The sequence below is a fragment of the Pseudomonas sp. Leaf58 genome, from assembly GCF_003627215.1.
Taxonomy (GTDB): domain Bacteria; phylum Pseudomonadota; class Gammaproteobacteria; order Pseudomonadales; family Pseudomonadaceae; genus Aquipseudomonas.
The window spans coordinates 2,235,770-2,247,989 of record NZ_CP032677.1 but is presented as its reverse complement, the minus strand read 5'-3'; the positions used below and the strand labels follow the sequence as shown (position 1 = coordinate 2,247,989).

Annotated in this window: 6 protein-coding genes and 4 pseudogenes; 8 read left to right on the top strand and 2 right to left on the bottom strand. The window is 58.1% G+C overall.

Features of this window, described 5'->3' with window-relative positions:
* Window positions 1–23: 23 nt before the first annotated feature.
* Together tssM and DV532_RS10535 are read right to left on the bottom strand one after the other, a co-directional pair.
* Entirely contained in the window at window positions 24–3,629 is a 3,606-nt protein-coding gene (tssM, locus tag DV532_RS10540) for a type VI secretion system membrane subunit TssM (protein WP_056800834.1), read from the bottom strand.
* Between the two features lie 89 nt (window positions 3,630–3,718).
* Window positions 3,719–3,853, bottom strand: coding sequence for a hypothetical protein (locus DV532_RS10535; RefSeq protein ID WP_236707520.1), 135 nt, complete (start codon window positions 3,851–3,853; stop codon window positions 3,719–3,721).
* 430 nt (window positions 3,854–4,283) lie between these two features.
* Between DV532_RS10535 and DV532_RS10530 the strand changes: the two are divergent.
* The 8 genes and pseudogenes from DV532_RS10530 to DV532_RS10500 all read left to right on the top strand — a co-directional run bounded on the left by DV532_RS10530 (window position 4,284) and on the right by DV532_RS10500 (window position 12,219).
* Window positions 4,284–4,638, top strand: a pseudogene (locus DV532_RS10530) (type VI secretion system contractile sheath small subunit).
* A 17-nt stretch (window positions 4,639–4,655) separates the two neighbouring features.
* Entirely contained in the window at window positions 4,656–4,817 is a 162-nt protein-coding gene (locus DV532_RS30255) for a hypothetical protein (protein WP_156675990.1), read from the top strand.
* A 56-nt stretch (window positions 4,818–4,873) separates the two neighbouring features.
* Window positions 4,874–4,978 (top strand): annotated as a pseudogene (locus DV532_RS30885) (type VI secretion system baseplate subunit TssE); the annotation flags it as partial.
* A gap of 2 nt (window positions 4,979–4,980) precedes the next feature.
* Window positions 4,981–5,475, top strand: a pseudogene (locus DV532_RS30880) (type VI secretion system baseplate subunit TssF); the annotation flags it as partial.
* A pseudogene (gene icmH, locus DV532_RS10515) lies at window positions 5,472–6,077 on the top strand (type IVB secretion system protein IcmH/DotU); the annotation flags it as partial. The pseudogenes DV532_RS30880 and icmH, both read left to right, overlap by 4 nt.
* A gap of 67 nt (window positions 6,078–6,144) precedes the next feature.
* Window positions 6,145–8,307, top strand: coding sequence for a type VI secretion system Vgr family protein (locus DV532_RS10510; RefSeq protein ID WP_056800830.1), 2,163 nt, complete (start codon window positions 6,145–6,147; stop codon window positions 8,305–8,307).
* On the top strand, window positions 8,304–9,236 hold the full coding sequence (locus DV532_RS10505; RefSeq protein WP_056800828.1) for a DUF4123 domain-containing protein: 933 nt from the start codon (window positions 8,304–8,306) through the stop codon (window positions 9,234–9,236). The genes DV532_RS10510 and DV532_RS10505 overlap by 4 nt, the downstream gene beginning before the upstream one ends.
* On the top strand, window positions 9,229–12,219 hold the full coding sequence (locus tag DV532_RS10500) for a T6SS effector BTH_I2691 family protein (protein WP_120715328.1): 2,991 nt from the start codon (window positions 9,229–9,231) through the stop codon (window positions 12,217–12,219). The genes DV532_RS10505 and DV532_RS10500 overlap by 8 nt, the downstream gene beginning before the upstream one ends.
* The last annotated feature ends 1 nt before the right edge of the window (window position 12,220 follow it).

Sequence of the window (12,220 nt, the reverse complement as noted above, 5' to 3'; positions counted from 1 at the left end):
AGGCTTGCGCAGAAACCGACCCTTCATAATGGCTGCTCGTCCGGTTGCCTCAGCTGCGCCAACTTGGGCGGCTGTTGCAGCAACCCTCGTGGCAACTGGAAGCCTTTGAAAGGCTGCTGGGTAATGGGATTGAAGGCTTTTTCAGCGTTGAGCCGGTAACGCATCACACCATCACCTGTATTGAAACTTAGATCCACGCTGGTTGCCGTCCGCCCGTTGAGCGAGCCGCGGCTGAGCAAACGGAACATCGACCAAGGGCCGCGGTACTCCAGGCTGCTGCTATTGCCGTTTTGCCTGAGCAAGGTGAGGTTGCTGCGCACTTGCTGCCCCTGAGTGTTGGGCCAGAGCACGCCGATAATACGCCGAGGCCCATGGGTGTAGGCTATAAGCTGACCATCCAGATCCAGCAGGCTGGTGCGCTGATTTGCACTGAGGCCCAACGGCTCGACACTGAAGTACACGCTGAGGTTACCTCGCTCATCGAAGAACGTTTCACGTATCCGGTCCGCTGCCGCCAATTGCTCGATTACATCACTGCGGATCAACGAACCACCGTGCTGGTCGCTATGCAACGCCTCAACGTTGTCCCTCAGGAACACTTGCAAATACTGCTTCTGAAACTGTTGCAGCCGGCCACTAGGCCCGAAGAAGGCTTCGAAGTCATCCAGCGAAGCATCGGGTGCCCGGACCACGAACGGATAGCGCCCGGCCAACCGCTGCTGGAAAAAGCTGTACACATCTGCATCCCAGCGCCGCTCCAGTTCTCGCAACGCTTCTATGTTCAACACTTGGGCAGTCTGATCTGCGAGTTTTCTGACCTGTTGATTCAGCGGCTCAGGCAAACCAGTTGCCACGCGTTGCAGCGTACCGATCGGATCAGGGCCAGTCAGCGCGAAGCGCTGAAGTACCGCGTGCAATGCGGCTTTGCCAGGATCTGGGCTGTCCTGCACCACTTTCGCGTACTCGTATACAGCACTTATCGCCACGAGCGTTTCTTCGTAATAACTTGGCTGCTCCCCTTTTGCTTCCAGCAGCGCGTTCAAGCGTGCGAATGCCCGGCGTATGCCCATCGCCTGCGGTTGCTCTTCGCTGACAACATCCCCCAGCGCCACCCGCACATCGGGCACCATCGCCGCCGCGTTCACGGGCTGCATTGCGGTGTTATCGCGTACGGTTTCCAGCAGCCTGTGCAACGGTGCTGCTGGCCCAGCCATTTGCTCCAGAACCGACACGCCATGGTTCAAGTCCTGGAAGTCTGTTATCGCGAAGGCATGTAACGCCCGGCGCCAACTATCGATGTAATCCGCGCTGTACAGCTGGTGAATCCGCTGCGTCAGGGCTCGGCGATCAGCCTCGGAGTAATCCAGTTGCGCGCGCTCGCCCAATGCCCACTGATCGATCATGGCCATTTCAGTGATGTGCCGGCTTTGTGGCTCGAAGTACTCCTTGAAACCTTTGGCCGTGAGCAACGGCGCCAGCAGTGTGTCCCGGTACACCCGACCGGGGCCTGAGGCGGGCTGGTAAACGACATCGAATGCCGGTCCGACCTGGTTGCGGATATCCAAGCCGACATGCAGCTGATCCCCAGCCTGCTGCTTGAGGCTGGCATATACGCGTTGCGCCAAGGGGACTTTGCGCAAGGCCTGTTGCACCTCGCTTACGCGTTGACGGTACTGTGGCAGGTCGGTATCAGCGTAGGCCAAAGCGTATTTCAAGTGCTGCATAAGGTCGCGCTGCAGTTGCCCCTGGCCCGGAAACGCCTGCTGCCAATACCGGGCCAGCCAATCTTCGACCCACTGCGGGCGCCGGCTCGGGCGATCCTCGATCATCCGGTAAACCCTCAGCGCGGCCATTTGTTGCTCACTGCCGGGTGGCACTGCGTTCATGGCTTCGATCAAACCGCTGGCCAAAGCCGGCAAGAAGCGCCTGGATAGCAAGCTCAAATAGGCCTGATCGACCAGCGGGCCAATAATACGGCCCTGATAAAGGCCGAAATCCGCGACACTCGGCCATGCGGCGCGGTAGTTGCCAAACACCGAGACCGCATCACGTATCTGGTCTAACGGCCCCAGCAGGTTGCGCCCGGTGGGGTCCAGGTGCTGGTCCACTTTGTGCTGGCTGTATTCCCGACTCTTGGCAAGCACACTGGTGGCCTGGGTGCCGTTGATGTCAAAGTAGCGCTGCCAGCTGGCAATAGCGATAGCGAAGGCCAGAACGCCGACGCCAGAGCCCACCCACAGTAACTGGCGCTTGCTACGTGCAACCCTGAAGTTGTCCCCGGCAAGGTCTGCCTCCTTGTGAACGATCCGCCGGAAAACGTGTTGGATGAAGTAGACCACCGCCTTGCCATGCACCTTGCCTTCACTCAGCGGTAGCTCCGTTTTGTACGGCTGTGCGGCCTCGCGGATGAACGCATTGCGCATTTCCCCTTGCTGCATGACCGAGGACCAATAGACTCCTCGCACCAAGGCAGGCGTGGTAAAGCGATCGCTGGCCAAGGTTGCGCGCAGAAAACCCAGCAGTATCGGTCGCAATCCGGTCAATTGTGTATGTAACGACTGAAGTCGAGCGCGCTGAAATGGATCAGTCAGCAAATGCAACTGGTCCAAAACCTGCTCATATTGCTCGTTGACCATCCTGTCATAGTGATCAATGAACTCATCCAGCCAAGCATCGAAGGTATCCACAGCATCCAATTTGAAGGTAAACCCCAGCATCTCTTCGCGCTTGGAGGCCGGCAGCCTGGCGTAGAACTGGTCAAATCCATCCAGCAGATCGAACTTGGTCAACACGACATACAGCGGCAAGCGCGAGCCCAACTGGCTACTTACCTCATGCAAACGCGTACGCAACACATGAGCAAGCGCAGTCCGTTGCTCGAGCGTGCCATGCAGCAACGCCGGCAGGTCAACAGCCAGCAACAGGCCATTCAGACCTCTTTGGCTTCGATTGTGCAACAGCCAGCTCAGCAGGTGGCTCCATAACCGGGCCTGGGTTCCGCGCGGCACTGAAGACAACGCCCCATCTGCTGGCCCATCCTGAGTGATGAATGCCCCCGGCGGGTCGATGATCACCGCATCGTTGCTTATCCACCATCCCACCGGGTATTCAAGCTCGTCTACCTGCCGGCCACGGGCCTGAACTCTATCGATGCGGGTAAGGGAAAAGCGCTGATCAGTGTGGTCGATCAAGCTGCTCTTGCCCGCATGCGATTCACCTAGCACTAAGTACCATGGCAGGCGATACAAGGCGCGCCTTCCTCCGCCATTGTTCAGGTACCTGGCAAGCCCTTGGTTCAAGGCCTGCTCCTGCCTGTGAACAATGGGCAGTACAGGGTCCGCTGCGGCGGCAGCATCCTGCCGGTGTTCTGCCTGCAGCTGGCGAAAGCGCGCGCGGAGCAGCATGAGCCAGCACACTAGCGGCACCAGCACGAGCACCAGGCTTGCCACGCTGCGATGAGCCACACTTGCCAGCGGTTGTTGCTCACGCCATGCCCATTGCGGACCAAGCCACCATATCGTAACCAGCATCAGCACCGCGCCAAGCCCAAGCAACAGTGGCAGCGCCAGGCCAATACGCACGGCCAGCGGCAAGACCCCGCGCTTGAATTGCTTCCATATTTGAATCATGAGGGATCCTGGTCCTTGTTCTGTTCGGCCAACGTCGAGGACATCGCGTATTGCTGGAGCAGCTGAAACACATCAGGCTCCCTGCTCGATCACCGGAAGCCCCCGGCCAGCATCGAGCAACTGACCGTTTCCATCACCTGCCAGGACGTTGCAACAGTGGATCCACGCCCTCCCAGCAACTGAACCGTGACCCTTCTGGCGTCGAGGGGCTTTGCAGTGATCAACGGCAGCCTGGAAATGCTCTCAATGCAGCTACGTCAGCGAGCACCGGCGGTGGAAATAACAACAACGAAAGACCAGCACCACGTGCACAGCGGATAATCATCCCGCGTTCACCCTCTGCGAATAGTACAAAAGGCCCACACGGCAACGCGCACTTTCACACAAGCGATAACCAACTAACGCCAATATACGCACCGCCATAGCAAGCTAAACCATCACGAGCCTAGTACATAGCGAGCCAGGCACACAAACAAATATTTACTTACACATTTACACTCGACCCGGAAGGACTTTCCCGCGCATGGTTTTATAGAAACCTGACAACTAACCACGCCACATAGCCATATCTAAGAAATTTCCTACAAACACAAATATAAAATAAACGCGTCTTGTACGAACCATACTACAAACACCGCAGAGAGTTAGACGCCAATGTCAAATAATACGGGATCCGTCGCACCCAAAGAACGCATAAGTGTGCCTGCCACAAGTGACGAGAAGGGTGAAGTTGAGCTACCTCACAAGATGCTTGTACTGGGTGACTTTGGCCTGGAGGACGACCGCGCACTTGAAGACCGCCCGGTCATGCGCATCGATAAACACAGCTTCAACAACGTGTTGAGCGACGCCAATGTCAGCCTGCAGATGCTTGTACCGTCCTTGCCCAGCGCTGCTCCCGACGCTGAACTGGCGTTCGCAAACAACTGCAACACTGTTGAATGAGCAAGCACGTAAACAGCTCGCCAAAGAACTGGACCTGGTGCTTGAGGCACTACAAGCAGACTGAGACAGCGGAGCGTCCCCATGCCAAAGCACAACACTACTACCGTCACCTTTGACACAACGACCGAGTCCTTGAGCAATAACTTATTGGATCAGATCATGGCGGAAGCCAAGTTGACGCCTACTCAAGAGGGTTATACAGATGGACACCATCTTGCATCAACCGGCATTCCAGCAGCTTGAATATTCGCCCGTCACACAGCGTTGATCGAGCCGCGATTCATGGTCAGGTCCGCCTACTGCACTTCAAGTTGGCTTGCCAGGTCGAGGTCAACAACCACACGGAACAGCTGCAACTGGAGCTGCTAGTCAACGGCCACAACCGCTATATCCGAGTGAGGTGACCATGTCGCTAAAGGACCGTTTCAGCGAAGAACTCCGCTACCTGCAAGAACTGGGGATGGACTTCGCCAAGGACAAATTACAGCTTGCCCGGTTTCTCGGCAACAGCAGCAGCGACCCCGATGTCGAACGCCTTATTGAGGCATTTGCGTTCCTGACTGCCAAGCTGCGGCTCAAACTGGAGGACGACCTGCCAGAGCTGACGCACCCCATGCTGCAGATACTGTGGCCCAACTACCTTCGGCCTCTGCCGAGTGCAACGATTATCCAGTTCACGCCACGCAAGCAATCGCTCAGCCAATCACACAGCATCCCGAAGGGTTCGCGCCTGTTCTCCAGGCCCGTAGATGGCACTGCCTGTGAATACCGCACCTGCGCAGAAGTGAAGGTGCACCCTTTCGCCATTTGCGGTGTCGGCGCAACACAAACACTGGATAGCTCGCGGGTGCGTGTTGATCTCGAAACGCTAGTCGAGCGCCCGTTGAATACCTTGGGCTGCCAAACATCCAGGACGTGCACCAGCAAGTACGCAACCAGATCGGCAATATCCAGGAAGAAATGCGCCAACACGCCTATGAACCCGCTCAGCTGCTGGCGTACTCGTACGGCCTTTGTCTGTACATCGATGAAGCCGTGATGGATAGGCCCTGGGGCAAGAACTGCTGTTGGAGCAAGGAACCGCTGCTGAGCATCTTCCATGACGAGACCTGGGGCGGCGATAAAATCTTCACCGTGCTCTCGCGCTTGATGCAGGAGCCTCAGCGTTATCAGGACGTGCTGGAATTCATGTACCTGGCGCTTTGCCTAGGCCTAAAGGGCAAGTACGCAATTGCACCGAAGGGCGACGAAACGCTGAACGCCTTGATCAAGCAACTTCACGGGCTTATCCGGAAACTTCGCGGCCCCACCCCCGAAACAGTCTGCGACCCCTACACCAACGTTGCCCCGCGTAATTATCGCGTGGGAAGGCAATGGCCATGGTGGAGCCCATTGGTAATTTCCGCCGTCGCCATGGCAGTAGCCTATGGAATCTACAGCTATCGCCTACACCTGATTACCGCCGAGGTGGTGGAGTCACTAAACAGCATCCTGCAGCAATAAGAAGCCGGAAGACGGCAGGTCCTCCTGCCCGGACTCCAGCAATTTAATCGGCGGAGAACAACTTCATATGCCTAGCCAATCTGATTTGCATTACAGCTTCGAGGCGCTCGTTGGCAATGCAGATTTCGAAGTAGTGTCATTCACGCTCGAGGAGGCGATCAGCAAGCCATTCGAGTTAGACCTGAAACTGGTCAGCTACCAAAACGACATCGACTTCGGTCACCTGCTCGACAAGCCTGTGCTGTTTACCATTTGGGATGGCGAACGCCCGGTTCGTTACGTGCACGGTCTGGTCAGCCGCTTCAGCCAGGGCGAGAGCGGCTTCTACCGCACCTACTACCACGCACTGGTCGAACCGCAGCTGGCCCGCGCCAAACTACGCTCGAACTGGCGCATCTTCCAGCAAAACACTGTCCCGCAGATTCTCGAACTGATGCTGAAGCGCCAAGGCATCACGCAGTTTGAACTGCGCGCCAGCCTAAACCACCAGGTACGCGAGTTCTGCGTACAGGCCGGTGAAACCGACCTTGATTTCATCGCTCGCTTAGCCGCCGAAGAAGGCTTTGTTTATCGCTTTGAGCACAATAAAAAACAGCACAAGCTAATCATTACTGACCGCCTGCTGTCACTAGGGTTGATCAGCCCTGGTGACTTAAAAGGCGCTGACCAAGGCGTCTACCAAGACAACGATCCAGTCGATCGCAACACGGTGTTGTACCGTTCCAACAGCGGCGGCGACCAGGCAAAGCCCTGCCTCTGGCGCTTGCACTACAGCGAACAGGTACGTACCGCCCGCCAGGTACAGCGCGATTACACCTTCACCAACCCGGCGTACCGTCAGGAACACAGTGCTTTTGGTCCTTACCTTGAGCACCAGTCGACAAGCTATGAATGCTTCGATTACCCCGGCCGCTACAAACGCGATGTTGTTGGCGAGCCATTTACTGAAAACCGTATCACCGCATTGCGCCACGATGTTCGCATTGCCGAGGTCAAGGGTGACGATGTACGCCTGCAACCAGGCCTGAGCTTTACACTCACAGGCCACCCGCGTGCAGACCTGAACGTACATTGGCGAGTAGCAAGTGTCACCCACGAGGGTAGCCAGTTCACCAGCCTGCAAGAAGAGTCTGCCGGTGCTGACCAAAGCACACGCTATGAGCAGGCCGCACAGCTCGTCCCTGGCAGAACCGAGTGGCGCCCAGCACCTCTGGATAGGCCCCGGATCGATGGCCCCCATATGGCCACCGTTGTCGGTCCACCGGGTGAGGAGATCTATTGCGATGAGTGGGGCCGGGTCAAGGTCAGTTTTCCTTGGGACCGCGAGAGCCAGAACAACGAATTCAGTTCCTGCTGGGTGCGCGTATCGCAAACCTGGGCCGGTGGCAGCTGGGGCTCGATGGCCATCCCGCGTATCGGCCAGGATGTGATTATTCAGTACGTCAACGGCGACCCGGACCAGCCGATGATCACCGGGCGTACCTACTGCGGTAACCAACTGCCACCTTACGACCTGCCCCAACACAAGACACGCATGACGATCAAAAGCCAGACCCACAAGGGCGATGGCTTCAACGAACTGCGTTTTGAAGATGAATTGGGGCAGGAAGAAGTCTTCATCCACGCGCAGAAAGACCAGAACATCGTGGTCAAGCACGATGAGACTACGCAGGTCGGCAATGACCGTAAGGAACAGGTCAATAATGACGAATCGATTCTGATTGGTCGTGACCGCACTGAAACGGTTGGCAACGATGAACGCGTCAGCATTGGGCATGACGCCGCTCTCGATATCGGTCGAAACCAGACAATCAAGATTGCCAAGGACCGAGTTGAAACCATCGGCAATCACCGCCACGACCAGATCACAGCCAACCACCACACCAGCGTTGGCGGCAACCTCGAGCAGCAGGTTGAAGGCGATGCCGAGCTTGAAGCCCGCGGCGAAATCCGCAGGCGCACCCGCCGCTATGAGCTGCACACAGCGGAAGCGGTGATCATTCAAGGCCCTGGCGGCTCTATCCAAATCGATGAGACAGGCATAACCCTGGACAGCCCGACAATACGCATCAATGGCCAGCTGCTCAAATCGGCAGATGGGGCAAGCAACTTGTTTTCCATCAGCGGCGCTGCAGACAGTGGCAAACCCTTGGATCGCCAGTGCGGACGCCGTCCGGATGGCTCCTGCCCGTTGCCCGACTGCCGATGCCTCAGAGGGCCAGGTCGATGAAAAAAGCACCCTCAAACATGCCGCCAAGTGTGCATTTCGGGAACGACGCCCGCTTTCTGCTGCTCATGACCATCGTGCTCGAGCACTCGGCCGCCCGGCCAGTATCCCAGATACTCCCGAATGGCGAGCTGGTCCCGGCCTATGCCCCTTCGGTAATTGAACTTATCAATGAAGTCAGCCGCAACACCCAACATGCGTGGCTGTGGCGGGGCAGTGCTGTGGATGACCGTTATGACTTTGGGCCGTTGCTGGTAAACGTGTCAGACGCGCCCGAACTGCTTGCCCATGCAGTTTCTACCTGGATGCCCATTGGCGGTGCCATCGCGCTGAATGCCGAAATGGGCTTTGCCGCGCTGGCAGACCATTTCTCCAGCCTTGTCCAGATCTCGCTTCCGGATCAGGGGCTGGCCACTTTTCAGTTCAAGCCAGACCACCTTGCAGCCTGGCTGGATGCGCTGGATGACGACCATCGGGCCACCTGGCTTGGGCCGGTGTCTTCGCTGGCCTGGCGAGTCAACTGGGGGCCGGCTTACGAGTGGAAAACACTTGAACGCAGCCCGACCACTGCCCGTTCCTTTTCGCAAGCTCCACTGCCCTTGCGCAAACTTGAACTTGAGCGGCTGCAAGCAGGCATGCATGAGCACTTCGTGCTCACGCTGGCACACGAGGTGTTAGCGCTGCCACAACATGGCCGCCACACACTGTCCGACATCAGGCAATGGATTGAAAGCCTGCTGCCGCAACTGAAAGCCCTCAACTTTCGCGACGAGGAAGTCGCCGGGCAGTTCATCAGGCTGATCGCCAGGCACATGTGGCTCATGAGCAACGAAGAGGCCGGAAAGATCTACACCAACCTCGAGGACTCACCTCAGAGCCGCCTCCACGAACTGCGCGTACTGCTCGAAAGCAAGGAGCCCGCCCATGAATGACGCCAGTGTCAGCAGCGCCACCTCCGGCCCGGCCTGCAGTGCACGTATCCCCATCCTGCCGGTGCGCTATGCCATCGTCCCACGCACCGGCGATAGCCCCGCCTGCCGCTACGCCGCTGCCGGCTTCAACCTGGAACAAGGCTTCGCCCCACTGCAGCACTCCGCCTACACCCTGCGCGCGCTGCGACCGGGCTATGTCTACGTGTTCATGCAAGGCGCCCGGGGCCAAAAACTGGTCATTCATGAGTACATCGGCGCCGGCCTCTACAAGGAACTGCGCTACCGCGGGCTGGACGACTACCACCGGCGTGATCGCTACCTGTCCAGCCGCACCTTGGGCTGGGTCTGGGCCGATACCTGCCCCGATACCGCCAGCGAGGTATGGATCGGCTACAGCCCGCACCTGTGGAGCAACGCCATGACCACCCGCATCAGCGGTTCGCCCGCCCTGCGCAAACGGCATATGCGCCAGCTGGACATGGCCGAACTCATCGCCGGCAACCCGGCCCCATCACACCAGCCCCATGTGTTGCCGGTCAGTGCCCTGCAAACCTGGGTCGAAGACTTCAAGCCCACCGAGCGGCGCATGCCCCTGACCTGGAGCAGCGACCCGGTCACCGAAACCTTGCCGATCGGCAACCTCGTGGCCATCGGCCGGCACTACCCCTACACCCAGCCGAAGGTGCCGGTCGTGGTCGCCCTTGCCGACGCCGAAGGCATGGCCCTGGACCTGAGCCTGTCGGTGTCGGCCTACCAGCATCAACTGCGCGACCTGATGCCCGCCGAGCAGCTGCAACACCTGAAACCCGCAGAGCGGCCCGAGCAGGAGCGCGTGCCGGCCTGCTACCGGCTGGATGCCGAACAGCTGAGCCTGCAAAGCCGTGATTTCCACCACCGCAACCTGGTGGCCATGTTGCTGAACAAGACGCTGGAAAGCCTGTACCCGGCGGATGCCCCTTCGCCGGAACTGGCCGCGTTCAGGCTTGGCACGGCACGCAGGGGGCCCGCCCTGTCTCCAGCCGAGTCACAGTTCCAAGCCCTCACCCATGAAGATTACTCCCCCAGCGGCGCGCGCCTGGCACAGCGCCTCGATCTCGACAAATACCGGCGTTTCCTTACCGAACGCGATGCGCTGGAACGACGCCTCGCAGCCCTGCGCAACCAGGCCTTGCAAGCCAGCAACGATCATGACGCCTGGCTCGCGACGGCCGAACCCCAACATGTCGATAACCCCTACAGCCTGGCTGCCGCCCTCGCCTGCTACGACCGCGACGAACTCATGTCGGCCCGCGGGCTGGAAATCTCCCTGGCACTGCTGATTCAGCCAATGGGCCAGCCGGCCCCCGGCACTGAAGAACAGGATCGGCGCTTCAAACGTCTCGAACAGTGGCTGGACCAGCACGACAGCCCGCTCTACACCGCCTTGGCACCGTTCAACCCGTTCAAGGACAAAGCGGATTCGATCGGCAGTTTGTTCGGCGCCAGCGACAACGTGATCGAAGGGTTGGCGGGCCGTTTTCCGGCGATGGCCGACATTACCGACCTCACCGCCCAGTCGGTCAATACCGTGGTGCTCAAGCGCCTGCGGGGCCAGACCCGCTGGGATGCCAGTCATGGCCTGCGTCAGCAGGTGTTGTTGGCGGCGCGTGAAGCCAATGCCGAGAAAGCGCTGGGGCTGTTGGCGGCGCGCTATCAGATTACCGGGCAGGCCATCGCGGAAAATCCGTTCAGCCAGGAGGTGGAGAAGTACCTGAAAAGCGGCATGGCGCAGGTTGAAGAGATGAAAGCGCTGCGCGTCTCTGGAAGCCGAACTGTGTCAATCGAATTGACCACCACCGCGCGGGTGAAACCCAATTTTCTCGGGTTACTGACATCGGGTGTTGGCGGTGGATTGAACGCAGGGATGCTGTGGTTCAACGTGATCTCGCTCAAGACCGCCTACAACAGCCTGCAGCAGAGCAATGCACCGGAATACACCATGGGGTTCGCTTCATCGATTTTCGGGGTCATGGGTGCGGCGGCAGCGACGCTGGTGAGCGTGCGCGCAACGCAGAAAGCCGTGATGCTGAGGTTGAGTTCAACAGCACCTGGAATGGCTTTTGGCAACGGGGTTATAAAATTCTTAAGCAGTAATTTGTTTGCGCGCTTAGCAGGATACCCGGCAATAGCATTCAGCTTGTTTTCTGATGTCTCCAAGGCAAGGCGTCAGCGAGCGAACGGCAATCTAGCAGCTGGCGCATACACGCTGACGGGTGGCTTAACCATGGCGGTTGGTTCAGCCGTCGTTCTTGAAGCTGGACTTGCAATTGCGGGCGCAACCTCGGTAGTACCCTTCGCTGGATGGGCCGCAGCGGCGCTTGTACTCGTAGGGGTAACAATCATTGCAGGAGGTCTCTACCTTCACGCCAAGGCACATGAACACCTTCACAGCCCTATTGAATTTTGGGCAGCACGCAGCATCTTCGGCAATCGCAATAACGATGGCGAGGTCCGTCCTGAAATCACCTTGGACCATGAGAACAAACTGCCTGCATTCTCGTCAATGCACGCGGAAATCAAAGCTTGGCACAACGAGCATTACGGGCCAAAACTCCTTTCAGCTGAGCAGGCCGTCTCACTCGGTGTAAACAACGCCGACACTCGATGGCACCATAACAACCACTGGGCACCGCCAGACTGGACAGCGATAACGCGCAATGAAGTAGCCACGCCTCAGCCAACTGCAGAGTTCACAGTGCTACTACCAGGTTTCGTGTTAGGGGTAAGTGAATGGTCAGGAAGCTTAAGCACATTTCGTGACGACCACGGGTTGGACGTATTCCCAATTGCATCCACTGGACATCTTGTAGCTGCAGGTTTGATTCTGCACTTCGAGAACAGGCTATCCAACCAAAACCATGTCTCTTTGCATCTAGCTTACGGTGTCAATCAAGGGCTGGACGAAGACAATGACATCCATTCAGTTTTCCGTATTGAGCGCTGAT

Excerpts from the sequence above, each read along its gene's own strand:
- DV532_RS10505 (WP_056800828.1), top strand. The coding sequence starts at position 8,304 with ATGAAAAAAGCACCCTCAAACATGCCGCCAAGTGTGCATTTCGGGAAC.
- DV532_RS30255 (WP_156675990.1), top strand. The coding sequence starts at position 4,656 with ATGCCAAAGCACAACACTACTACCGTCACCTTTGACACAACGACCGAG.
- DV532_RS10500 (WP_120715328.1), top strand. The coding sequence starts at position 9,229 with ATGAATGACGCCAGTGTCAGCAGCGCCACCTCCGGCCCGGCCTGCAGT.
- DV532_RS10510 (WP_056800830.1), top strand. The coding sequence starts at position 6,145 with ATGCCTAGCCAATCTGATTTGCATTACAGCTTCGAGGCGCTCGTTGGC.
- tssM (WP_056800834.1), bottom strand. The coding sequence starts at position 3,629 with ATGATTCAAATATGGAAGCAATTCAAGCGCGGGGTCTTGCCGCTGGCC.